This window comes from Acinetobacter sp. TR3, from assembly GCF_027105055.1.
In the GTDB taxonomy this organism is placed as follows: Bacteria; Pseudomonadota; Gammaproteobacteria; order Pseudomonadales; family Moraxellaceae; genus Acinetobacter.
Map to the genome: position 1 here is coordinate 2479639 of NZ_CP114264.1, position 24645 is coordinate 2504283.

25 protein-coding genes and 3 pseudogenes are annotated in these 24645 nt (G+C 37.2%); 15 read left to right on the forward strand and 13 right to left on the reverse strand.

The genetic code is table 11. From position 1 onward, the window contains the following. Nucleotides 1-20: 20 nt before the first annotated feature. On the reverse strand, nucleotides 21-356 hold the full coding sequence (locus tag O1449_RS11700; RefSeq protein ID WP_269238404.1) for a DUF2004 domain-containing protein: 336 nt from the start codon (nucleotides 354-356) through the stop codon (nucleotides 21-23). Between the two features lie 62 nt (nucleotides 357-418). Then, the gene (locus O1449_RS11705; RefSeq protein ID WP_269228589.1) at nucleotides 419-865 is read right to left on the reverse strand and encodes an SRPBCC family protein; all 447 of its coding nucleotides are present in this window, start codon (nucleotides 863-865) and stop codon (nucleotides 419-421) included. Between the two features lie 185 nt (nucleotides 866-1050). Between O1449_RS11705 and ygfZ the strand changes: the two genes are divergently transcribed. The 5 genes from ygfZ to O1449_RS11730 all read left to right on the forward strand — a co-directional run bounded on the left by ygfZ (nucleotide 1051) and on the right by O1449_RS11730 (nucleotide 4786). Further along, nucleotides 1051-1773, forward strand: a complete 723-nt coding sequence (gene ygfZ / locus O1449_RS11710; RefSeq protein ID WP_269238405.1) for a CAF17-like 4Fe-4S cluster assembly/insertion protein YgfZ — start codon at nucleotides 1051-1053, stop codon at nucleotides 1771-1773. 160 nt (nucleotides 1774-1933) lie between these two features. After that, on the forward strand, nucleotides 1934-2626 hold the full coding sequence (locus O1449_RS11715) for a DsbC family protein (RefSeq protein ID WP_442865257.1): 693 nt from the start codon (nucleotides 1934-1936) through the stop codon (nucleotides 2624-2626). A 12-nt stretch (nucleotides 2627-2638) separates the two neighbouring features. After that, nucleotides 2639-2959 (forward strand): low molecular weight protein tyrosine phosphatase family protein, encoded by a 321-nt coding sequence (locus O1449_RS11720; protein WP_269238406.1) that lies wholly within the window; start codon nucleotides 2639-2641, stop codon nucleotides 2957-2959. Nucleotides 2960-3033: 74 nt separating this feature from the next. Then, the gene (locus O1449_RS11725; RefSeq protein WP_269238407.1) at nucleotides 3034-3765 is read left to right on the forward strand and encodes a DsbC family protein; all 732 of its coding nucleotides are present in this window, start codon (nucleotides 3034-3036) and stop codon (nucleotides 3763-3765) included. Between the two features lie 217 nt (nucleotides 3766-3982). Next, entirely contained in the window at nucleotides 3983-4786 is an 804-nt protein-coding gene (locus tag O1449_RS11730; protein ID WP_269238408.1) for a tetratricopeptide repeat protein, read from the forward strand. Between the two features lie 46 nt (nucleotides 4787-4832). Here the strand turns inward: O1449_RS11730 and O1449_RS11735 are convergent. After that, nucleotides 4833-5522 (reverse strand): annotated as a pseudogene (locus O1449_RS11735) (TonB-dependent receptor domain-containing protein); the annotation flags it as partial. Between the two features lie 219 nt (nucleotides 5523-5741). On the opposite strand from O1449_RS11735, the gene mutM reads away from it, so the two are divergent. After that, nucleotides 5742-6563, forward strand: coding sequence for a bifunctional DNA-formamidopyrimidine glycosylase/DNA-(apurinic or apyrimidinic site) lyase (mutM, locus tag O1449_RS11740; protein WP_269238409.1), 822 nt, complete (start codon nucleotides 5742-5744; stop codon nucleotides 6561-6563). Between the two features lie 33 nt (nucleotides 6564-6596). After that, nucleotides 6597-6887 (forward strand): peptidylprolyl isomerase, encoded by a 291-nt coding sequence (locus O1449_RS11745; RefSeq protein ID WP_004664683.1) that lies wholly within the window; start codon nucleotides 6597-6599, stop codon nucleotides 6885-6887. A 41-nt stretch (nucleotides 6888-6928) separates the two neighbouring features. Here O1449_RS11745 and O1449_RS11750 read toward each other — a convergent pair whose 3' ends face one another. The 3 genes from O1449_RS11750 to typA all read right to left on the reverse strand — a co-directional run bounded on the left by O1449_RS11750 (nucleotide 6929) and on the right by typA (nucleotide 9925). Further along, nucleotides 6929-7267, reverse strand: a complete 339-nt coding sequence (locus tag O1449_RS11750) for a gamma-glutamylcyclotransferase family protein (RefSeq protein WP_269238410.1) — start codon at nucleotides 7265-7267, stop codon at nucleotides 6929-6931. Between the two features lie 148 nt (nucleotides 7268-7415). Continuing rightward, complete coding sequence (gene mscL, locus O1449_RS11755) at nucleotides 7416-7844, reverse strand: large conductance mechanosensitive channel protein MscL (protein ID WP_269228596.1); 429 nt, start codon at nucleotides 7842-7844, stop codon at nucleotides 7416-7418. A gap of 245 nt (nucleotides 7845-8089) precedes the next feature. Next, entirely contained in the window at nucleotides 8090-9925 is a 1836-nt protein-coding gene (gene typA / locus O1449_RS11760) for a translational GTPase TypA (RefSeq protein WP_241334970.1), read from the reverse strand. A gap of 176 nt (nucleotides 9926-10101) precedes the next feature. On the opposite strand from typA, the gene O1449_RS11765 reads away from it, so the two are divergent. From O1449_RS11765 to O1449_RS11785, 5 genes are all read left to right on the forward strand, one after another. Next, on the forward strand, nucleotides 10102-11460 hold the full coding sequence (locus tag O1449_RS11765; protein WP_269238411.1) for a uracil-xanthine permease family protein: 1359 nt from the start codon (nucleotides 10102-10104) through the stop codon (nucleotides 11458-11460). 62 nt (nucleotides 11461-11522) lie between these two features. Next, nucleotides 11523-12548 (forward strand): methyltransferase, encoded by a 1026-nt coding sequence (locus tag O1449_RS11770; RefSeq protein ID WP_269238412.1) that lies wholly within the window; start codon nucleotides 11523-11525, stop codon nucleotides 12546-12548. Between the two features lie 278 nt (nucleotides 12549-12826). Further along, a complete protein-coding gene (locus O1449_RS11775) occupies nucleotides 12827-14284 on the forward strand; it encodes an amino acid permease (RefSeq protein ID WP_269238413.1) in 1458 nt (485 codons plus the stop codon). A gap of 252 nt (nucleotides 14285-14536) precedes the next feature. Continuing rightward, nucleotides 14537-15742, forward strand: coding sequence for an RtcB family protein (locus tag O1449_RS11780; RefSeq protein WP_269238414.1), 1206 nt, complete (start codon nucleotides 14537-14539; stop codon nucleotides 15740-15742). A 4-nt stretch (nucleotides 15743-15746) separates the two neighbouring features. Continuing rightward, a complete protein-coding gene (locus O1449_RS11785) occupies nucleotides 15747-15905 on the forward strand; it encodes a hypothetical protein (protein WP_005162067.1) in 159 nt (52 codons plus the stop codon). A gap of 146 nt (nucleotides 15906-16051) precedes the next feature. Here the strand turns inward: O1449_RS11785 and omp38 are convergent, their stop codons facing one another. Next, complete coding sequence (gene omp38, locus O1449_RS11790) at nucleotides 16052-17104, reverse strand: outer membrane protein Omp38 (protein ID WP_269238415.1); 1053 nt, start codon at nucleotides 17102-17104, stop codon at nucleotides 16052-16054. A 388-nt stretch (nucleotides 17105-17492) separates the two neighbouring features. Between omp38 and O1449_RS11795 the strand changes: the two genes are divergently transcribed. The 3 genes from O1449_RS11795 (at nucleotide 17493) to O1449_RS11805 (ending at nucleotide 19872) form a co-directional block, all read left to right on the forward strand. After that, on the forward strand, nucleotides 17493-18005 hold the full coding sequence (locus O1449_RS11795) for a GspH/FimT family pseudopilin (protein ID WP_269238416.1): 513 nt from the start codon (nucleotides 17493-17495) through the stop codon (nucleotides 18003-18005). A 111-nt stretch (nucleotides 18006-18116) separates the two neighbouring features. Beyond that, on the forward strand, nucleotides 18117-19292 hold the full coding sequence (locus O1449_RS11800) for a thiolase family protein (RefSeq protein ID WP_269238417.1): 1176 nt from the start codon (nucleotides 18117-18119) through the stop codon (nucleotides 19290-19292). A gap of 133 nt (nucleotides 19293-19425) precedes the next feature. Further along, nucleotides 19426-19872, forward strand: a complete 447-nt coding sequence (locus O1449_RS11805) for a VOC family protein (protein ID WP_269228604.1) — start codon at nucleotides 19426-19428, stop codon at nucleotides 19870-19872. Between the two features lie 53 nt (nucleotides 19873-19925). Here O1449_RS11805 and O1449_RS11810 read toward each other — a convergent pair whose 3' ends face one another. From O1449_RS11810 to O1449_RS11835, 6 genes and pseudogenes are all read right to left on the reverse strand, one after another. Continuing rightward, nucleotides 19926-21344: a hypothetical protein gene (locus O1449_RS11810; RefSeq protein ID WP_269238418.1), complete on the reverse strand. Its 1419-nt coding sequence runs from the start codon at nucleotides 21342-21344 to the stop codon at nucleotides 19926-19928. A 69-nt stretch (nucleotides 21345-21413) separates the two neighbouring features. Continuing rightward, nucleotides 21414-21767 (reverse strand): DMT family transporter, encoded by a 354-nt coding sequence (locus O1449_RS11815; RefSeq protein WP_269238419.1) that lies wholly within the window; start codon nucleotides 21765-21767, stop codon nucleotides 21414-21416. Between the two features lie 73 nt (nucleotides 21768-21840). Next, entirely contained in the window at nucleotides 21841-22326 is a 486-nt protein-coding gene (locus O1449_RS11820; RefSeq protein WP_269238420.1) for a DUF934 domain-containing protein, read from the reverse strand. Then, on the reverse strand, nucleotides 22319-23962 hold the full coding sequence (locus O1449_RS11825) for a nitrite/sulfite reductase (RefSeq protein ID WP_269238421.1): 1644 nt from the start codon (nucleotides 23960-23962) through the stop codon (nucleotides 22319-22321). The genes O1449_RS11820 and O1449_RS11825 overlap by 8 nt, the downstream gene beginning before the upstream one ends. Nucleotides 23963-24135: 173 nt before the next feature. Further along, a pseudogene (locus O1449_RS11830) lies at nucleotides 24136-24303 on the reverse strand (hypothetical protein); the annotation flags it as partial. An 11-nt stretch (nucleotides 24304-24314) separates the two neighbouring features. Beyond that, a pseudogene (locus O1449_RS11835) lies at nucleotides 24315-24605 on the reverse strand (carbohydrate porin); the annotation flags it as partial. Nucleotides 24606-24645 lie beyond the last annotated feature (40 nt).

Genomic DNA, 24645 nt, shown 5'->3' on the forward strand with positions numbered 1-24645 from the left:
CCCCACATCTCACAATTTTTTCAGCTTTCCATTGAAATATCAACAACCTGCCCTTTTGAATCAAAACTAACGCAGATAACGTAATTTGTGATCTCATCTGGTAAGGTGAAATCTAAAATTTCATAACTTTCCAGATCACCATCATCCCATCGTGAATCTAATACCAGTAACTCTAAAATTTGCAATAAATTAGGTTTTGATGTGTCAAAATATTTTTCCCAATATTCAGGTTCAACTTCTTCAAGGTGATGTTGAATAAATAACTCCACACTATCTTCTGCTTGTTGATTTTCTAAAGCTTCGCGCATGGCAATACGAGCTAATTGTTCTCTATGTTCAAGAATTTCTTCAGACATAATATTCCCCAATATGATTAAATATTAAAAATTTAGCTAGTTTGAATTAAGCTAAAGAGTTGTTATTCATTTGGAATTTCAGCTTGAATCAGTAACCCCAATAAATAAAGAGATTCCTGCCAACCTAAATAACACGCTTCAATAGGAATAATATCAGGTATTCCCTCTTGAATAATATGCACTTCGGTTCCTACTGACACCGATTTTAATTTTATTGTGACCTGAATTTCACCTAGTAAATTAGGATCATCAAACTTATCGGTATAGCGTAATAATTCATTCGGAATAAGCTCAATGTAAGTCCCTCCAAATGAATGAATTTGTCCAGTTGAAAAGTTAGTAAATGACATTTTGTATGTTCCACCCTCTTGTGGGTCTAAGTGATGGATTTTGGCAGTAAAACCATGAGGTGGCATCCACTTTACCAAGGCATCTGGATCGAGAAAGGCTTTAAAAACACGAGCTGGCGGTGCATTAAATACACGATGTAGTTGTACTGTTCCACTCATTATTATTCTCCGACTAAGTTATTTTTAACTCGTGCATCTATCATAGCGATTTAGTGGTGAGATACTACTCCTTCAATCGCTCAATTGAACCCGAATATCTAGAATCTAAAGCTGCTTTTTTGTAAAAAATGGCGCAAAATAGCACTCCATATTTAGTGATAAGAACGCAGCTTTAGGATTAATCTATGAGTCAGCTTGCTTTTACTGCTTTTAGCTTAAATGGTGTAGATGCGCAAAAATTTCTACAGGGTCAAGTGACTGTTCATGTAGAACGTCTCCCTGAAAATGAAAATCGCTATACCGCTATTTGTGACTTAAAAGGACGTATTCATTTTGGGCTATGGATTAAAAGATTAAATCCAGAAAGTTTTGAACTTGTAACCACCCAAGATCAAGCCGAAGAGTTTTCCAAACATATTAAAAAGTTTGGTGCTTTTTCAAAAATGAAATTAGAAGAAATAGGATCTGTTTTTCCTTCATTAAATGGCATTCAGACTGAATTTTCTTCTGTAGAGACAGACATCGATGCTTGGCAAATTCAAGCGATTCAGTCAGGTCAAGCATGGATTAGTCAAAGTACAGAACACCTATTTCAACCACAAGAACTACGTTTGCATCAACGTGATGGTGTACATTTTGATAAAGGCTGTTATTTAGGTCAGGAAATTGTGGCACGTCTATGGTTTAAAGCAAAACCAAAACATTGGTTACATTTAATCCAAGCCAAAGATACTGTTCCTTCTCCTGCTAGCCAGCTAAGTAAAGATGTTGAGATTGTGAATAGTGCTGCATTTGAAGATGGCTATATCGCACTTGTAATTGCAAAACCAGCAGCTTTAGAAGAACTTGGTGTAAAGGTTTTGGATTTACCAGAAGTATTAAATGGTGATGTAGCACGACCACAATAATCGTTTTAAACAAAAGCCCTTTTACTAGGGCTTTTTAATTATAAATAAGATCCTTTAATTAAAATTAAGCATATACTCTTATTTAAAACAAATACTTTTTATTTTATTCAATTTATTGGAATTACCCGTGCTTAAATCTATATTAATTTTTATGATTACGATGTCTACCGCTTTATTTAATATGCAATCTAGTTTTGCTAACACAGAAAAAATTAATCAAAGAATCCAAAGTCTCCCTAATGAATTAAAACCAGAATTTATAGATAAAACACCTATCCCAGATCTTTATACTCTTTCAAACATCAGAGGCTCTATATGGATAGATGCTTCTGGTCGATATTTAATTTCTGGAGATATTATTGATCTTGAAAATATGCACAACATAGCGGACTTCAACTATCAAAAGCATTATGCAATTAACCCCAAACAACTACCCACTGCAAATGCATTAAAAGAGATCAAAGGAAATGGTGAAAGAGTTTTATATGTTTTTGCCGATCCAGATTGTCCTGCTTGTCAGGCCTTACAAGGTATTCTTGAAGAGGTGGATAACATAACGATCTATACATTCCCTATGGGTTTAACACATCTACACCCCTCAGCGATTGAAACATCTAAGAATATTTGGTGCTCAAAAGATCCGATTAAAGCATGGAAAACCTATTTATTAGATGGCGATAAACCTAATCAAAGAAATAATTCATGTGATCAGCCTATAGATCAAAATATGATAATGACTAAAAAATATCGGATTAATCTAACACCAACGATATTTAATTCTAAAGGTCATAGAATTGTGGGAGTACCTGAACTCGAAAGTTTAGAAGATTTTATTAATAACACTAATCATTAATTTGGTACTGAATTGAATACTCTCTTTATTTGCAGTCGCAATCAATGGCGCAGCCCAACAGCCGAACGTATTTTCGCAAACGGGTATGGTCTACATACCCGTTCAGCAGGAACCAGTCGCAATGCTAAACATACGATTTCAATCAAAGATATTCTATGGGCTGAACAAATTTTTGTGATGGAATCTCGACACAAACAACAGATTAAAGAACAATTTTTCAAACAGCTACCACATAAGAAAGTGTTCGTGCTCGATATACCAGATGAATATCACTATATGGATCCCGAGCTGATTGAATTACTGCAATTGGCAATACGACCATATTTAAAATAAATTCTGATTTCACTTCTTGTCGAAAATATAAATGAGCGCTATTGTTCGACTATTCTCAACAATATCTCTGTCAAATGAAAATAACCATCAAAACTTGGCTATCAGCCTTATCACTGAGTCTATTAAGCTTACAAATAGTACATGCTGATAGCAAAACCTTAGAACAAAACTTTAAACAAAATTATCCAGATATCCCCGTTACTTCAGTCACCTCATCTCCATTAAATGGAATTTATGAAATCTATGTGTCTGGCAAGATTATCTATACAGATGAAAATGCTAAATATCTTTTCTTTGGCAATTTACTCGATGTAAAAAATCAGAAAAACCTAACAGAAGATCGTATTTCTGAACTGAGTAAAATTGATGTAAAACAACTTCCTCTCAAGCAAGCGATTAAGCACATTAAAGGTAAAGGCGAACGTACTTTATATGTCTTTACTGATCCCGATTGCCCATATTGTCAAAAACTTGAACAATACATGATCTCTATCGATAATGTAACGGTCTACATTTTTTTATTCCCACTTAAGAAACTGCATCCACAAGCTGAAACTGCAGCAAATAAAATTTGGTGTGCAAAAAACCAATACGAGGCTTGGGAAGATTACATGCTACATCGTAAGCTAGCCCAAAATTCAGGTACATGTGAAACACCTGTACAGAAAAATATTGCTTTAGGACAAAATCTAGAAATTAGTGGGACACCTACAATCTTCCTTGAAAATGGCACTAGAGTCGCAGGCTTACCACAAAATGCTCAACAAATTGAACAACTTTTATTAGAAGCACAAACTAAAAAATAGTATCTGATTAAGTGGTGGCTTTTCAGTTGACTGGCAAGCCACCACTTACAACATAAGATTCTGATTTATATTAAATAATATAAAAATTAAAATAAATTAATTAAGCAAGATTTATACAAAATCTATATTTACATTTCACACCAAACTTTTATGATGAAGGCATTAAAAACTGCCATGTAATGGATTAAAGCAGATATCTGTGAAAGGAATAAATAAAATGAAAAAGTTGCTGATTGCCAGCTTAATTCTTGTTACAAGTCATTCAACATTTGCGGCTGATAGTAAAATAACTGCAAAACCAGATGCATTTGCTCAAGCAACTAAACTATACGAAGCAAAAAACTACCCTGCTGCATTTCAAGAAATGCAACGTCTCGCTGATACAGGTAATGCCCAAGCAATTTATAACCTAGGTTATATGACTCAAGTTGGTCAAGGCACAGTAAAGGATGAAAAGAAAGCCGTACAACATTATCAAGATGCATCAAATAAAGGCTTTGCTCAAGCCAGTTATACATTAGCACAGGCTTATCATAAAGGTGATTTGGGCATCACTAAAAATAATCAAAAATATAAAGAGTATTTAGATAAAGCGTCGAAACAAGGCTCTGATGAAGCCATTGTTGAAACTGCAAAAATTTTATTTGAGCAAGGCAAACCTGAATACGATCAGATCGCTGTTCAGAAACTATTACCATTGCTACGGAAAGATTATTATCCAGCAAAACATCTCAAGACAATCTACGATTTGAGTGTTGGCGTTAAAAATAAAAATCCTGTTATGCAATCACAGGCGATTGATAGCATCAAAGATTTAGCTAAAAAAGGTTATGCACCATCTTTAATGGTTCTCGGTAATATGTTAGCAAATGGAGGTATTGTTGACCAAGATTTAGAGCAGGCAAAAAATATTTTTGCTCGCTTAGCAGCAGCTAACTATCCAAATGCGAAGGAATCGTTGGCTAAAGTTGAAGAAGCAATTGCTGCAAAAAAAGCAGCTTCAGTAAAAACAAAGAACTAATAATCAATTCAGCAGCACTCCCACCCTAAAGAGTGCTGCTTTTTATTTAAAATTGTTTGCTTAACTTAATCCCAGCACTCCAATTTCGTCCATCCGCAGGTTCAAAGAAACGATTATTTCCTTCATTCACAATCACTGAACCGATATATTTTTTATTAAATAAATTATCTATACGGGTAAATCCATTTAAACTCCAATCCGTATAGCGAAATATATATCCTGTATAAGCCGATGTGATTGTATAACTCTCTGCTGCATCACCATTCATATCATTCACATAAACTTTATCCATGAATTGGGTATCGAATCCAGCATAAAAACCCTGTTCTGGTTTCCAAGAAAAACCAATGAAAGCTTGGTTCTTTGCAATGCCAGGAATGGCATTGCCTTCAGGGATTTGAGCAACTTTTCCAATCGTGGGTACTGTAGAGTCAAAAGTTGCATCTAAATAGGCATAACTTGCATTAAGAACTAAATCTTTCCAAAACTTTTTATTCCATGCAAATTCAACGCCCTTACGTAAAGTCTTTTCAGCATTACAAAAGGTTGCTCGCCCACCTATATTTTCTGCAGCGACAATATCGTCTTTGGTCTGAATATAGAATGTTGCCAAATTAAAATCACCAAATACATTTGATGATTTTAAGCCTAGCTCATAATTATCACTTTTAGAGGGTTTTAAATCTAAGCTACTTGCTCCACCTTGTGCAGGATAAGCGATCTCCGTAAACGTCGGTACGGTTCAGTATGAAAATTCCTTGTTTCACAGAATTTAAAGGCAAGCTTTTTAAAGTAAGTATTTCATTATTTTATAATTAGATTAGATCTTTAACCTTAGCTAAAAAAACCAAAAATCAATTTTAATGATGATTAGCTAATCAAATTAAATATCGTCATAATTGTAAGTTAAACATTTGCCCTCATTGTATTGTTGTTGAAACAACTTGAGCTCACTATGCCCGAACTTCCTGAAGTTGAAACCACAAAAACCAGTTTACTGCCGCTTTTAGAGCAACGTGTACAAGCTGTAAGAGTACACAATCCTAGTTTGCGCTGGCCTATCCCTAATGATCTTGAAAAATTAATTGGTCAACGTTTAATTCAACTCAAACGTCGTTCCAAATATATTTTGGCTGAATTTGAACAAGATCAAATGCTTTGGCACTTAGGTATGTCAGGAAGCTTTCGCTTATGTCAATCCAGTGATGAATTAAAAAAGCATGACCATCTTGTGATCGAATTTGAAGATCAGCAACTCCGCTACCATGACCCACGGCGCTTTGGGTGTATTCTATGGTTAGATGAAACCAATCAAAGTAAATTGATTGATACGCTAGGGCCAGAACCATTAACTGAAAATTTTAATCCAACATATTTGCATGAAAAATTAGCTAAAAAAAATGTCGGCATTAAAATTGCTTTAATGGATAACCATGTAGTGGTTGGTGTGGGCAATATTTATGCAACTGAAAGTTTATTCAACATCGGGGTTCATCCTGCGCAACCAGCTTCGACGCTGAGCAAAGTACAAGTGGAAAAGTTAGTCATCGAAGTAAAACGCATCTTAAAACAAGCAATTGATTTAGGTGGTTCAACTTTACGTGATTATAGTAATGCCATGGGTGAAAATGGCTATTTTCAGCAGACCCTTTTAGCTTATGGTCGCGCAGGTGAAATGTGTGTTAATTGTGAAACTACATTAGAAAACTTAAAGTTAGGTCAACGCGCTAGTGTATTTTGTCCACAATGCCAGCCTTTGAAACCAAGCAAAGTATAGATCATTTAAGATACAATCAAGGAGAACAACCTTATGCAAACTGCAATTGTTCGACATATTCTCGTCAAAGATAAAGACTTAGCCGAACAGCTAAAAAAACGAATTCAGTCTGGTGCTGATTTTAGCAAAATCGCCAAACAATACTCTACTTGCAACTCAGCTAAACGTGGAGGCGAACTCGGTGAAGTGAAAAAGGGGCAATTAGTCCCTGTTATTGATAAATTAGTTTTTACAGCAGCAGAACGAATCTTACACGGCCCGATCAAAAGCCAATTTGGTTTTCACTTAATTGAAGTGAAATTTCGCATGGATGGCTTAAGATAATAGTTTGAGCTTAATTATTTTAAGCTCTCTCCTCTTCTCAGTTATTTTAATTCTTGCGGTTTCATCACATAAGTCCATGCATCTATTTTTTCTCCAGATTCCAAGATAACCTCAGCAATAACTCGCTCATATTGGAATCCTTCAAACTCATCTAACATTTGCCAGTTTTGTTCTAATTTTTCCGTGCTGAATAAATATCCCATGATTAATGGATCTTGTTCAGCTAAAACTAAGGCTGGTAAACCTTTGTCTGGTCCCCAATCTAAAATATGAATTGTGCCGTGTACCGATGCTTTTTGCCAATCTCCACCGATTCCACCCAAAATATGCGCATTTTCTCGGTTTGGGCAAAGTGTGCCATAGACAAATAGTTGGTTCATGATTGCTGTTCCATTCAAATATGCGCAATATTTTAAAGTCAAATCTTGCAATTTTCCATGTAAAAGCTTGCGTTCCAAATATGGAATTATCTATTTCCAATAAAAAACGGCATTTTTAAATGCCGTTTTTTATGAAAATAATAAGTACTTATTTTTTCAAAGAGTCTCTAATTTCACGTAATAATTGAATATCTTCAGGTGTAGGCGCTGGTGCTGCTGGCGCTGCTTCTTCTTGTTTACGCATACGATTCATTACTTTCACCATAAGAAACACAACCCATGCCAAAATAATGAAATTAATAAAGATGGTTAAGAAATTACCATAGGTTAAAACATTGACACCTGCTTTCGTTAATTGATCTAAAGACTGTAAATTATTTGGATTGTCTCCTAGCACAATAAACTTCTGCGTAAAATCAACACCCCCGCCAGTAATAACTGAAATAAGTGGCATGATGATATCTTTCACCAATGAATCAATTATTTTACCAAATGCACCACCAATGATGACACCAATGGCAAGATCCATCATATTGCCTTTGATGGCAAATTCTTTAAATTCTTGAATAATACTCATTTATAACTCTCCAGAGTTGAACTTAATCGCAACCCATTTTGCATTGTTTATTACACAGGTGCGGCTATCCACATAATGTTCATAATTTAATATTTTTATCAAAAAAAGAAAGCTATTTCACACTTTAACAACACTTTTTTATTTTAATAAAAATATATGTTTAAGCATGTCCCTACCCTGAAATTTATGCAATAAAAAACCGCTAAATAAATTTAGCGGTTTTTTCATTTTTCAGTGAAGAAAAATTATTTATCACGGTTACGCTTACGTTCGTTTTCAGTTAAGTAACGTTTACGAATACGAATCGATTTTGGTGTTACTTCAACTAACTCATCATCTTCAATGAATTCAAGTGCTTGTTCAAGCGTGTATTCAATTGCAGGTGTTAAAGTTAAAGCTTCATCAGTACCTGATGCACGTACGTTAGTTAACTGTTTCGCTTTAGTTGGGTTAACAGTCATATCGTCTGAACGAGAGTTGATACCGATGATCATACCTTCGTAAACTTCTAACTGTGGTTTAGCAAATAAGCGACCACGGTCTTGCAGTGTGAACAGTGCATAGCCCAAGCAAACGCCTTGAACCATTGAAATCAACACACCATTTTGACGTTTCGCAACAGTACCTTGTTTAGCCGGACCGTAATGCGAGAAGCTTGATGTCATGATCCCTGTACCAGAAGTCATGGTTAAGAATTCTGAACGGAATCCAATTAAACCACGTGATGGAACAGTCGCTTCAATACGCATACGACCTTTACCATCAACTTCCATATTGGTCATTTCACCTTTACGGAAGCCCATTTGCTCCATTACAGCACCTTGATGTTGATCTTCAACATCAAACGTTACGTTTTCGTATGGTTCTTGCTTCTCACCATCAATTTCTTTCATGATTACTTGTGGACGAGAAACACCCATCTCAAAGCCTTCACGACGCATTGTTTCAATCAATACTGAAAGGTGAAGTTCACCACGACCAGAAACTTTGAAACGGTCAGGACTATCAGTATCTTCAACACGTAATGCTACGTTATGAATCAACTCACGCTCTAAACGTTCACGAATATTACGTGAAGTTACGAATTTACCTTCTTTACCAGCAAACGGTGAATTGTTTACTTGGAATGTCATCGAAACTGTAGGTTCATCTACAGACAATGGCGGTAAAGCTTCAACTGCTTTCGGATCACAAATTGTGTCAGAAATATTGAGTGCATCAATACCTGTGATACATACGATATCGCCTGCAGATGCTTCTTCAACATCAATACGTTCTAAACCGTGGTAACCCATGATTTTTAAGATACGACCATTACGTGTCTTACCTTCTTTATCAATTACAGTTACTTGCGTGTTTAATTTTACTGAACCACGTTGAATACGACCCACACCGATTACACCAACGAAACTGTTATAGTCAAGTGATGAAATCTGCATTTGGAATGGACCATCAACATCAACTGCTGGTGGTTCAACGATATCTACGATGGTTTGGAACAATGGTGTCATATCTTCCGCTAATTCTTCAGGAGAAGGACCAGCTACACCACGTAAACCAGAGGCGTAAACGATTGGGAAATCTAACTGTTCATCAGTTGCACCCAAGTTATCAAACAAGTCAAATACTTGATCGATTACCCAGTCACAACGTGCACTTGGCTTATCAACTTTGTTGATAATTACGATTGGCTTCAAACCACGCGCGAACGCTTTTTGCGTTACGAAGCGAGTTTGTGGCATTGGACCTTCTTGAGAGTCAACAAGAAGCAATACGCAGTCAACCATCGACATTACACGTTCAACTTCACCACCGAAGTCCGCATGTCCCGGGGTGTCTACAATATTGATGCGGTATTCAGTGTTTGTACGTGCATCTAACCATTTGATTGCAGTATTTTTTGCAAGAATGGTAATACCACGTTCACTTTCAAGCGCATTCGAGTCCATGACACGCTCAATCTCACCTGCACGGTCACCCAAAGCACCAGATTGTTGAAGTAATTTATCGACAAGCGTGGTTTTACCGTGGTCGACGTGCGCAATAATTGCGATATTGCGGAGATTCTTAATATCAGACATAGAATTCGATACGCTTAAAATTTGAGGGCAGATTATATAGAAAAATCCTAAACTTTAGTAGTGACAGTTTGTTGACATGAAACTTTTTTTCGGACGAACTGTTTCAGAATCGTTGGTAAAGTAGGCTAACTCTATTAGAATATTCCACTATTGCTTATCGCTTTTCTTATACTCCCATGTCAAATTCTCAGCCCCAACAGTCACTTGATCTCGTCTACGGACTCAATGATCGCCCAAAACCGTTCATCGCATTTTTAGCGGCTTTACAACATCTTTTAGCAATTTTAGTCCCAATTGTTACTCCAGGATTGTTAATTTGCTTAGCGCTTGGTGTATCTCGTGAAGACACCAATATGATCCTGTCGATGTCTCTGATCATCTCAGGAATTGCAACTTTTTTACAGTGTAAAAAAGTTGGTCCTTTTGGTGCAGGACTGCTCATTGTTCAAGGGACAAGTTTTAATTTTATTGGTCCAATTATTGGTATTGGTAGTGCCATGGTTGCTGCAGGTACGCCTGTTGAGCAAGTGATGGCTGCTATTTTCGGTGTCGTAATTGCAGGTTCATTTATTGAAATGGGCGTGTCTCGAATTTTACCTTGGGTAAAACAACTTATTACACCACTTGTTACAGGAATTGTTGTTCTCTTAATTGGTTTAACACTGATTAAAGAAGGTCTGATTAGCATGGGAGGCGGTTATATGGCCATGCAAGATCATACTTTTGCCAATACAGACAATCTGATCATGTCCTGTACAGTGTTGGCAGTCATTATTTTGTTGAATCGTGTTCAAATTATTTGGGTAAAAAGTTCAGCAATTTTAATCGCATTGGTGATTGGTTACATTCTTGCAGGCTTTATGGGTCATTTAAACTTTTCCGTATTGCAAGATGCACCATTAATTCAGATTCCTACGCCGATGCACTTTGGATTAAGCTTCTCTTGGAGCTTATTCATTCCAATGGCATTCATCTATCTCGTCACTTCACTCGAAGCGATTGGTGATGTCACAGCAACTAGTAAGATTTCAAATCAGCCTGTCGATGGCCCAATGTGGATGCAACGCATTAAAGGTGGTGTACTTGTGAATGGTGCTAACTCATTTTTAGCTGGTATCTTCAACACCTTCCCAAGTTCAGTGTTTGCACAAAATAATGGTGTGATTCAACTCACTGGTGTGGCAAGTCGTTATGTCGGGATCTGGATTGCAATCTTATTGATCATTTTAGGTCTCTTCCCTGCTGTTGCCGCAGACATTCAAGCTGTTCCCCAAGCAGTGCTAGGTGGTGCGGTAATGGTAATGTTTGGTGCGGTGGCTGCATCTGGTATCAATATTCTTTCAAGTATTCATCTTGACCGCCGCGCTTTGCTGATTATTGCGATTTCTCTTGCATTGGGTTTAGGTGTAGCACAAGTTCCACAAATCCTTGAACATCTTCCTGAATTATTCAAAAACATTTTCAGCTCAGGTGTTGCAACGGGTGGTATTGCAGCGTTGATTTTAAATATTGTTTTACCTGAAACTCAAAAATAGTCTTTTAACCATCGTAATTGTCCAGTTCCACCACTGGGCTTTATTTGTGATGAGAGATCAAAATGGATCCACGTAGTGAAGTCGTTATACGACAACAAGATTATTTAAATGGGCAAATCTTACTGATTAATGCGCCCAATGATCAACTCGCCAAAAATTTACCTCGCCAAGTACAAGCGTCTGTCTGGACTTGGAATTATGCTGATCATCAAGGTTTTCAAAGCACTGGTATAAATTCATATTTCTCAGTTGAGTTTCCACAAGCAAGTTTTGATCAGGTTGTTATTTTCGTTCCAAAATCTAAAGAGTTATTGAATTATATTCTTCATGTCGTGGTTAGCCAGTTAACACTCGGTCAAAGCGTATTTCTAGTGGGTGAAAAAAAAGGCGGTGTTGAACGTGCTGCAAAACAACTCCTGCAATATGGTAAAGCCTTTAAAATTGATAGTGCACGCCACTGTCAATTTTGGCACATGAAAATTGAAAAGAGAGAAATACACAAACCACTTGACCATTGGTTAAAAAACTATATTGTGCAAATCAATCAAGAACAGCTCAAAATCTGTGCTTTACCGGGTGTATTTAGTCAAGATCATTTAGATGTCGGAACAGCCGTATTACTCCCTTACCTGAGCCAAGTAAAATCAGGTAAGATTGTCGACTTTGGTTGCGGTGCTGGAATTATTAGTGCTTATTTAGCCAAAATAAATCCAAACCAGCACATTTTTGCACTTGATGTTGATGCATTTGCATTACGGTCTACTGAGTTCACTTTTCAAAAAAATGATCTGAACTTAGCACAGCTACATCTACAGCCTGTCACAAGTTTTGTTGATGCGCCTAAAGATCTAGATGCCATCGTAAGTAATCCACCTTTTCATCAAGGCATTCATACTAATTACGATGCAAGTGAAGAGCTCTGCCAATTGGCGAAAAAGCATCTGAAGAGCTCAGGTGAACTATGGATAGTGGCGAATCGTTTTCTAAATTATCCACCTCTGATAGAGCAGAGCTTTGGTCAATGTCTTGTGAAAGCAGATCAACAGGGATTCAAAGTATTATATGCCTGTGCAAACAGGGTCAGCTGATACTTTATCTATGGTTGCGGAAGAGAATATTTTTTAGGCGGTATAAGGCATGGGTGATGAAATTTAGTGATTCTAAATAAATCAGCCATAACGCTATAGCGGCAAAAAATATTCCTACCCCGAAGGGTTATGGTTGAAATTCCCTCACTCTTCGTTATGAAACTTAGTAATAGGGTCGCTATTACTTTCGTTTCATGCCTTGATTGATGAAATTTTAACCTATAACGCAACCCAGATATAAAGTGTCAACAGACCCTTATACAGTTTAAGGAATTTTTATGAGCGATACATCTGCTCCTCAACACCTTCAGCGTCAGCTCGGAGCACGTCACCTGAATATGATTGCCATTGGTGGATCTATTGGTACAGGCTTATTCCTTGCCTCGGGTTCGACCATTGCAACAGCAGGTCCTGGTGGTGCATTATTGGCCTATGCCCTCATTGGGATCATGATTTATTTCTTGATGACCAGTTTAGGCGAACTAGCCACACATAATCCAACCTCTGGCGCATTCTTTACCTATGGCAATCGCTATGTCGAAGAAGGTTTCGGCTTTGCCTTAGGTTGGAACTATTGGTATAACTGGGCAATCACAGTTGCTTTTGAACTGGTCGCAGTTCAATTCATCATGAAATTTTGGTTCCCCGATATTCCAGGGTTCTACTGGAGTGCAATCTTCCTTGCGATTATTTTTGCGATTAATGCATTGACGGTAAAAGGCTTTGGTGAAAGTGAATTCTTATTTTCTTTGATTAAAGTGATTGCAATCATTGTGTTTATTATCATCGGTATCTGGATGATTGCTAAAATTATGATGACACCGAATGTATCAACCTTTCAACACTGGCATTATAAAGATGCACCGTTTGTTGGCGGCTTACAAGCCCTGATTGGTGTTGCCATGATCGCTGGGTTTTCCTTCCAAGGAACTGAAATGGTTGGTGTTGCAGCAGGTGAATCTAAAGATCCAAAGAAAACGATTCCTTTAGCCATTAAACAAATCTTCTGGCGTATTTTACTGTTTTATATCTTATGTATTTTTATCATTGGTACATTGGTGAGCTATGATGATCCGCTTCTATTAAAAGCTGCACAAAGTGAAGATATTGCACTCTCACCATTTACCTTACTTTATGAAAAAGCAGGCTTTGCCTTTGCTGCAAGTTTGATGAATGCCGTTATTCTCAGTGCGATTTTATCTGCAGGTAACTCTGGGATGTACTCATCTACACGTATGCTGTTCGATATGGCAAAAGAAGGACGAGCGCCAAAATGGTTCTCAAAACTTGATGCTCGTGGTGTACCCATGAATGCACTTTATGCAACCACTGCCGTTGCTGCTCTGTGCTTCTTGACCACATTTATCGGCGAAAAACAAGTATTTAACTGCTTGTTAAATATGTCTGGGATGTGTGGTTTTATCGTTTGGTTAGGAATTGCAATTTCACATTATCGTTTCCGTAAAGGTTATATTGCTCAAGGTTATAAATTAGAAGATTTGGCTTACCGTGCCAAGTTTTTCCCATTTGCGCCATGGTTTGCCTTTATTCTGTGTTCAATCATTATTTTAGGACAAAACTATCAAGCTGTGCTAGGTGGTAAAGTTGATTGGTTAGGCTTAGTTTCAACCTATATCAGTATCCCATTATTTTTGGCGATCTGGTTGGGCTATAAATGGAAGCACAAAACTAAGTTGATTGCATATAAAGACATGAACGTGAAAGAAGGCGAATAAAAAACCAAAAATTCACTTGACCCTTAACTAAATATCAGTAAAATCGGCAGCTCATATTTTCAGCTGCACTATTATATAGGAGGACGACATCATGCCAGCACTACAAGGAACAACAACTTAAGATTTGGCACTGTCGACTCACGGACAAGTGTACAAATCAGAATCACTTGTCCGAATGCTCTATTTAACCTAGCATTCGCTAGGTTTTTTTATGCCTATTCGGACGCAATATTAAAATACCCGAGAAAAAAAATGGGCATACAAAAAATACTTAATGCTGATGCTGAATATGGCGTTCCAGTGAAAATTTTCACGACTGATATTGATAGCGACAGCATTGAACAGCTAAAAAAAATGGCACAACTGCAATTTGTTTATTCACATATTGCTGTTATGCCTGATGTACATGTTGGCAAAGGTGCAACTGTTGGCAGCGTCATCCCCACAAAAAATGCAATTATTCCAACTGCTGTCGGTGTTGATATTGGTTGCGGCATGAATGCAATTCGACTCAATCTCAAAGCATCACAGTTGCCAGATAATCTCGCACCTTTACGTCATGCAATTGAACGTAAAGTCCCTGTGGGTTTTGAGTTACATAAACAAATTAAGGCGAAAGCCTCAAGTATTATTCCACTGGAAAAACGCTTGCAACCCATCATCAAAAAGCATTCTGGACTGGTTCGGATGCTGCGAAAATTTGATGCGACATGGCAAAAACAACTCGGTACTTTAGGCGGTGGCAATCACTTTATCGAACTCTGCCTTGATGAAAACCAAGATGTTTGGGTCATGCTCCATTCAGGCAGCCGCGGCTTAGGCAATGTAATTGGGACTTATTTTATTGAACTGGCAAAGAAAGAAGCTCAACACCGTTTTGGACATGTGCCAGATAAAGATTTGAGCTATTTTGCTGAAGGTTCAAATAGCTTTGATGACTATGTTGAAGCAGTTGAATGGGCACAAGAATACGCTTTTGAAAATCGGCGTGAAATGATGCGCTTGATTTTAGAGGCTATTCGCCCTCTACTTCCCCCCTTTCAAATGACCAAAGAAGCAATTAATTGCCACCACAATTATGTCAGTCGAGAAAATCATTTTGGCGAAGACCTTCTGATCACCCGTAAAGGTGCAATTCGAGCAGGTTTGGATGAATTTGGAATTATTCCTGGCTCAATGGGGGCACGCTCTTATATTGTGAGAGGCAAAGCCAATCCCGAATCCTTCTGCTCATGTTCACATGGTGCAGGACGAAAAATGAGCCGTAGTAAAGCCAAATTACTCTTTGGTCAAGAGGATTTGATTCAGCAGACCCAAGGTATTGAATGTCGTAAAGACAGTGGTGTAATTGACGAAATACCAAGTGCATATAAAGATATTGATCAAGTCATGGCAAACCAATCAGATTTAATCGAAATCGTGCACACCCTTAAACAAGTTCTATGTATAAAAGGTTAAATAGATGAAACTTAAAGCAATGCCTAAAATCAAAGTTCGTAATCCTGTTGCACTCTCCCCTTTACTACAAAAAGGAGGAATCCATGAAACGGAAAAACCTAGAGCTCAACACCGTCGTGAAAGACAAAATACCAAACAACAGCTTAGAAAAGAAGTTTGGTAAATTCTAGAAAATATTAATCAAACACATCAGTCAAATCATTTTACAGGAGTAATCAAAATGTTTATATATTCAAATCACTTGTATACAAACCCATATAAAAAAGCGACTCATCAGAGTCGCTTTTTTATTCAGTTCAAAAACTCAAATTATTGAGCTTGTTGACCTGGTTGTACTAGAACAGTACGGCTACCAGTGATCGCAGCAAATACGCGACGGTTCATAGCACGACCTTCTTTAGTTTTGTTGTCAGCAATCGGTTGATCCCAAGCAAAACCTTGAGTCGTCAAACGAGATTCGTTAACGTTATATTCGTTAACAAGCGCTGATTTAACAGAGTTAGCACGAGCTAAAGATAAACGTTCGTTTAACTTACGTGGACCAGTGTTGTCAGTGTGACCTTCAATACGTGCAGTCGCATTCGGATATTCAGCTAATTTCTCAGCTACTTTCGCGATTTCAGACTTGTATTGTGGCTTGATGTCAGACTTGTTCGTATCAAAGAATACGCGAAGTTCCATGTTAAGATCTTCAGTCAACTCTTGTGGTTGTGGAGCAACTGGAGCAACTGGAGTTGGCTCAACTGGAGCAACTTCTACAACTGGAGCAGCTGGCTTCAAATGACCACCAAGAACTACGTTTAAACCAGCAAGTGCTGTATAGTTCCAGAAGTTTTCATCGATGTTATAAGTACCACGCGCTTCTGTACGAAGAGATAAAGCATCATTTAAACGCCAGAAAGCACCAAAACCTGCATTACCTAAAGTACCTTCTTCTTTGTCACCACGAACACCGCGGTTAACATCATCAAAAGTATATTTATAATGACCAGCACCTAACAATACATATGGCTTAATTTTGCTGTCATAGTTTTTAGTGATTAAATCAGAAGTAACATAGAAGTTACCATTGATTTGCTGTTGTTTATATTCAGCATTAGGACTAACTGCGTCCACATCACCTTTAACTTGATTATATTCAGCCTCAAAACCTAACCAAGGTGTTAATTCAACACCAAGTGCAGCACCAACAAATAAATCATCCTGAATTTCAGGACCATTCGTTAAATGTTTATCACCATTGTTGTGCTTAGAATCTTGAAATGTGTAACCAAGCATTAATGGAGTTACTGTAACACCGGCATTAGCAGCAGCTAAAGGAGCAGCAACAAGCATAGCAAGTGCAATACGACTCAATTTCATGGATATCCTCCAGAGATAACAATTGTTTGTTGTTCAAGCTTAGCCTATGATTTTTGGCCCTGCGAACATAAAAATGTTTACAGTATTATTTTTAAGCTATTCACTTCACTTTGAATCATACAAACACTTGATGAATTTTCCAAGTGCTTGATAACTTTAACCCCGCAAATTATTGACAAAATTTCTTACAATTTCCGTTGTAGTTCAGTAAATTTTCAATTCAACTTTAAAGTTCGAATAGCTTATTGTTCGCTCTCTTCAATTTTAGCAGTATTTGCTTGATGAAGTAATGGTTAGTTTTTCTAATACTAAACTTAATTTAATAAATACAGTAATTACTTAACACTTTGTTAATAACAAAATTACAAAATTATCAAAAGGTAAAAAAATGTTAAAAGTTAGAGGATTCACTCTGAGTGAATTAATGGTCACACTTGCTATTTGTGCGATTCTATCGTGCCTCAGTTTACCTTATTTGAATCAATTATTGATTTCAAATGAAGTAAATCATGTGAAAAGAACACTCACAATTTACATACAAAAATCTAAATCTGACGCACAGATTAATCATACAAATGTGACTTTGTGTGCAAGTAAAGACTTAACTAGCTGTGATTCTGATTGGAACAGTGGACTAATTGGGTTTCTTGATTTAAATGCTAATCGGCAACGTGATTCAAATGATCCTTTATTGTATTCCACAGCATTTAATTATAAGTATGGGAGATTAGATTGGAGAGGTACATTAAGAATAAATTCACTTACATTCCAAGGTGATACAGGGCTCCCGAGAGGCTCAAATGGAAGCTTCTTTTATTGTATGAATGATTCTAATCAGCACACTCAACTCATTCTCAGCAATATGGGACAAATACGTAGTAAGGAAATTACCACGTGTTAAAAACTCTTCAGTCTAGCTTAAACGACGTAAAATACTTTATTCGCATGCTTTTTTTAATATACTGCATAGGTTTTGAACATTCTCTGCAAATTATAAGTCTGGAGACACACAATGACTGACATCGTAATTGTCAATGGCGCTCGTACAGCAATGGGCGGCTTCCAAGGCGCATTATCAAGCGCAACTGCACCAGAATTAGGTGCAATCACAATCAAAGAAGCAATTGCTCGTTCTGGTCTACAGCCAACTGACGTAGAAGAAGTGATCATGGGTTGTGTTTTACCAGCAGGTTTAAAACAAGGTCCAGCTCGCCAAGCTATGCGTAAAGCAGGTTTGCCTGACTCTACTGGTGCAGTAACCATTAACAAACTTTGTGGTTCAGGCATGAAAGCTGTGATGCAAGCAGCAGATATGATCAAAGCAGGCAGTGCTGAAATTGTAGTTGCGGGTGGTATGGAATCAATGACCAATGCCCCATACGTTTTACCTAAAGCGCGTGCGGGTTATCGCATGGGTCATGGTGAAATCAAAGATCATATGTTCCTTGATGGTCTAGAAGATGCGGAAACTGGTCGTTTGATGGGATCATTTGCACAAGATATGGCAAATAAACGTAGCTATACACGTGAACAAATGGATGATTTCGCTATACGTTCTCTACAACGTGCACAGAAAGCAATTACTGAAGGTTATTTCAAAGATGAAATCGTTCCAGTAACTGTGTCTAGCCGTAAAGGTGATGTTGTTGTTGATCAAGATGAACAACCTTTAAGTGCAAAAATTGATAAAATTCCATCGCTAAAACCTGCTTTTGCAAAAGACGGTACAATTACTGCGGCAAATGCGAGTTCAATTTCTGATGGTGCATCTGCGCTTGTATTAACCTCAAGTGATGTTGCTGCTCAACGTGGTTTACAGCCTTTAGCGAAAATCGTTGCAACCGCATCAAATTCTCAACATCCTTCTGAATTTACGATTGCTCCTGTAGGGGCAATTGAAAAAGTTTTGAAAAAAGCTGGTTGGGATGCACAAGATGTTGATCTTTGGGAAATCAATGAAGCTTTTGCAATGGTTACAATGTGCCCAATTGATGACTTCAAATTAGATGCAGAAAAAGTGAACATCAATGGTGGTGCTTGTGCACTTGGTCATCCTGTTGGCTCTACGGGGTCACGTATCATTCTTACATTAATTCATGCACTTAAACGCACTGGTGGTAAAAAAGGTGTTGCGGCGCTTTGTATTGGTGGTGGTGAAGCAACAGCAGTTGCAATTGAATTGATCTAAACATTAATTCGATTAACTAAAAATCCTGCCAAGTGCAGGATTTTTTATTTTCATAATTACAAAAAATAATGCACCTGTTATTAAAATCCCGATAAGTTATGCACTGTATAAAAAAACAACAAGGAGTTCCCTCATGCAGCTCAACCATTATCTAAATTTTAAAGGACAAGCTGAACAAGCATTTATTTTTTATCAATCTGTTTTTGGCGGTGAATTCACAATAATCAGTCGCTATGGTGATATGCCACCTACAGAAGGGGTTATGTTATCAGAAGCAGATAAATGCTTAATTCTGCATGTTTCCTTACCTATTAATGAATATACCGTACTCATGGGTTCAGACGTTAATGATCAGTTCTGCTCTCCGAATAGTGTTTTCACCCAAGGCAACAATCATTATATTTCAATCAATATTGAACACGATGAAATGGAGGCACGACGTTTATTCAACCAGCTTTCTGTACGTGGTCATATTGAAATGCAATTAGAAAAAACCTTTTGGGGCGCACTCTATGGGGCTTTTACTGATCAGTTTGGAATCAAATGGATGGTGAATTGTCAACTTGATGCAACGATTTAAAACACACCAAAGTTTTGATGCAATATGTCTCATATTGCATCATCTTCATCAAATTAACTAAAATACTTTTCTAACACTCTCTTCACATCCATCACATTAAAAATTTCAGGATACTTTTGCTCAAAGTTAGGAAGATGTTGTTTCATCTCATCCTTTTGCACAACTGTCCATCGTGGCGGATAGATTTCATAACTTAGAAACTGTAGACGGCATCGTAAATGATAATAAAAATCCTGCTGATCTTTTTCTGTCTGTATATATTCTTGTTGAGTAACAAACCAATATAGCTGATCCCATAAACTATAGCCTTGTGTTAAATCGAGTCTCTGCTGTAATGACAGATTATCTTTAACTAAAGATAAGTACTGTTTGAGTTCATCCAAAGTTGGTTGAGTATCACTACATACCTTTGCTTTAATAAAGTTGTGCGGTAATAACTTCTGTTGGGTTAATGCAAAATAATCTAAATACTGGTGAAATTGAATAAACTTTTGCTTTAACGCAAACAAAACCAAAGCATTCGCAATCGGTTTAATTTCAATTTTTTCAATGATCTCAAAAAACTGTGCTTGCTCCCCTTTAAATAAAACCCATTGATATGCTCGAATTTTCACCTGCTGTGGACTGAGCAACTCGATCGGATACTGATTAAAATAATTTTCAAAATCAAAATTTTGTTGTCTTAATGCAAAATAAGCATAATCCATAACGGATAAAAAACGACTATGCCATAATTCAATAATATCATCAGTATTTAAAATTTTTCTTTGATATAAAACATCAAATAAATAATATTGAACATCTCTAAATTGACTATGTTTTAATTCAAATAATAATGTTTGGTCTGATTCATTTTGAGCAATATGATCTAACCAAAATTTACGCACGATTTGATCTTTCGCAATTTTAGATAATTCAAGTAATTGCTCCTGCTTAATCCATTGATTTTCTACAATATAATTCAATAGTACACGAGGTAATTGACCTTGTTCAGAAATAACGGTGCGCTGCAAATAATCTTTATTTTTCGCTACAGTATTCAGTAATAAATTTTCAATTTCAGGGACAGTACGTACACGTTGTTGTACTGCAGCAATCTGTAAAAAATGATCTATACACAATTGAGTAAATTCAGGACGCTGACTCCAACATTGAATATGTTGTGCTGCCAACTCTCGATTGATTTCCACATAATCACTTAAACGAAATAATAAGGCAGGAAACAGTTCTTGTTCGTAGCAATCCTTTAAATGTTCTAATGTCCGTTGTCGCGCATAACCATCATAATCTCTCAGTAACCATATCAACTCATCCAAACTCTTTCTAATAAATGGAATGTCTACGATTTCTGGTTCAGGCTGAGGAATATTCGATATACGTGTTTGTTCAAGCGCTTGGCGTTCTGCCAATATTTCGGCTGTATTTATATATGGCTCAGATGAACAAAATATCTTTTTTAAAAATTTAAACATGTTCTTTCTAAATAAATGTTTTAATTTTTTATAACAAATTTAAAAATAGCTGTCATTCTATATTCATTATTAAACATCAATATTTGAATACTGGGCAATAATCATTAATCCTATTGTAATAAATCCAATCCCAACCCACCCTGCTACATCAATATGCTGTCCTAAAAAAACTTTTGCTAAAGCAGCTGTCGCAATAACACCTAGTCCAGACCAAAGCACATATAAAATCCCAGCCTGCATATATTTCAATGCAATCGCAGCACAAGTAAAAGAAACAAGATATAAAACCAAGGCGATTCCTTGATCGAGCTTATTCACTAATCCATTTGCTTTGGCAGAATAAAAAGTTGAGAGTACATCCGTTGCGATGGCGAAAAGCAGCCAAATCACCCCAGGATTTATTTTTGTAATAAAGGTCAGCATTGTTATTCTTCAATCTATATTAATACGCAATAAAAAAGCTGAACCTGAGTTCAGCCTTTTTAATTAAATAAGCTTAAGCACCTGTTTGGTAACTTGCTTGTGGCACAGCCGTGGATGCTTGATAAGGATTGGTAAAATCTTGAAGTCCAGCAGCGGCTTCATGAATGTCTTTACCTTCTCTAACCACAAAACTATCAAAGCCAGAACGTTTTAAATAATTCAAAACATCCTTGAAGATATCACCAACAGCACGTAACTCGCCTTGATAACCTTGACGGCGTAATAATGCTGCAAATGAATAACCACGTCCATCATTGAAACCAGCAAACTCTATGAAGATTGTATCCAACTCATTCAATGGAAATTGATGAGTTTCAGGTGAATCATTGACAGTAATGTATAACGCTTTTTTAGCTTGTACATTTGCCAACTGATCAAGTTGAGCAGTTGTTACAACCACATCACCTTGTGGAATCACGCCATCTTCAGCAATCACTTGATAAGTATTATCAGCAATCGTGCCATCTTTGAACAGCACTTGTAGCGATGTATTAAGCATAAGCACGCTCCTTAAATGGTTGGATACCTACACGGCGATACGTATCAATGAAACGCTCACCTTCAGTGCGTAGATCAAGGTAAGTATTGAGGATTTCTTCAATGACATCAGGTACTGCATCAGCAGCAAAAGATGGTCCTAAGATATCACCGATAGATGCATCATGATTCGCGTTGCCACCTAGCGTGATTTGATAGAATTCTGCACCTTTTTTATCTACACCAAGGATACCAATGTTACCCACATGGTGATGACCACAAGCATTCATACAGCCTGAGATATTCAGATCAAGTTCACCAAGATTATAGATGGTATCTAAATCATCAAAACGACGGCTAATCGCTTCTGAAATTGGAATTGATTTGGCATTTGCCAATGAACAGAAATCACCGCCTGGACAGCAAATAATATCGGTAATAAAACCAATATGCGCACGTGCCATATTGTTCTGTTCTAAGGTTTGCCACAATTCAAATAAATCTTTTTGTGGGACATCCACTAGTGAAATATTTTGTTCATGTGTGGTACGGAACTCACCAAAAGTATACTTATCCGCTAAATCCGCAATTAAGTTCATTTCTTCAGTGGTGACATCGCCTGGAGCTACCCCTGCACGTTTCAAAGAAATCGTCACAATACGATAACCTTTGACTTTATGTGCATTGGTATTCACGTTGAACCATTGTTTGAATTTAGGATATTCAGCAAACAAGGCTGTGAAATCTTGATCTTCTAAATCTTGATAATCAAATGGTGTAAATTCCTCATCTAATTTTTTCAAGATTTCAGGCTGAATCTTCAAGGCTTCACGGGTGTATTCAAATTCCGCTTCAACTTTTTCAGCAAATACTTGTGGCGTTAATGCTTTTACCAAAATTTTGATACGTGCTTTGTATTTGTTGTCACGACGACCATGCAAGTTATACACACGTAAGGTCGCTTCTAAATAAGCAATCAAATCTTCACGTGGTAAGAACTCACGGATTATACTACCAATAATTGGAGTACGACCTAGACCACCACCCGCCATGATTTTATAACCGATTTCGCCTGCTTCATTGCGAACGATATAAACACCAATATCATGGAATGCAGTTGCAGCACGATCTGTTTCTTCTAAAGCAGAAACTGCAATCTTGAACTTACGTGGTAAGAATGCAAATTCAGGGTGGAACGTACTCCACTGACGAATTAATTCACACGTCGGACGTGGGTCTGCAATCTCACCAGCAACCACACCTGCAAACTGATCAGTCGTGGTATTACGAATACAGTTACCAGAGGTTTGTACGGCATGCATTTGTACTGTTGCTAGCTCAGCAAGAATATCAGGTACATTTTCTAAAGCAGGCCAGTTCAACTGAATATTTTGACGAGTTGAAACGTGGGCATAACCACGATCATATTCAGTCGCAATTTCAGCAATTTTTCTAAGTTGTTTAGTATTCATCAAGCCATACGGCACAGCGATACGGAGCATAGGTGCATAACGTTGCACGTACAGACCATTTTGCAAACGTAATGGACGATATTCGTCTTCGGTCAATTTTCCTGCTAAATAGCGTTCTGTTTGATCGCGAAACTGGGCAACACGTTGGTTAATCAGTTGTTGATCGAAATCCGTATATAAATACATGGCGTATGGCTAGTCATTCATTATAAAGGCGACTAGCATAGCGAGCTTTTATTCATCAACAAAATGCTTTTTTTGCATATTTAATAACGATTTTATTGATAAGCCTATCTAATTGCCACAAATAGAAAAAGCTCAGATAAATCTGAGCTTTTACAATCATCTTCTAAATGAAATTAGTTCTTATCTGGCAATGTGTAAGCGACTAAATAATCACTCATTTTAGTCCCAAATGAACCATGCCCACCCGCAGGTAAACGTGCTTCCCATAACTTATCGCTATTTGAAACATTGAATGCACGAAGATAATTATCTTGGGTTGCTGCAACGAACATCACTGCGCCTTAGTATCTTACCAACCTAGAATTTTATTGAGATCGAAGTGTGTGCCTAAAGCCAATTGCCCAGTAAATTCATTACCGTGACTAGAAGACTGTTTAGCATCTAAAACTCCTGCAAATTCACCTGTGTAATCCGCAGAAAAGCGATAACCCTATTCTTGTAACGCAGTGCGTTGACCGTTCCAATCACCAAACAACCACTGACCCTTTGGATCAAATGCTGAAGTTGCTTGAGCATGTTGTACAACTAAACTTAATGATAGAAAGGATAAACAAGAAACAATCTGAACGTGAGAGATTGTCATGTTTATGTAACCTTTTATATTCTTATTTATAAAAGGTTAC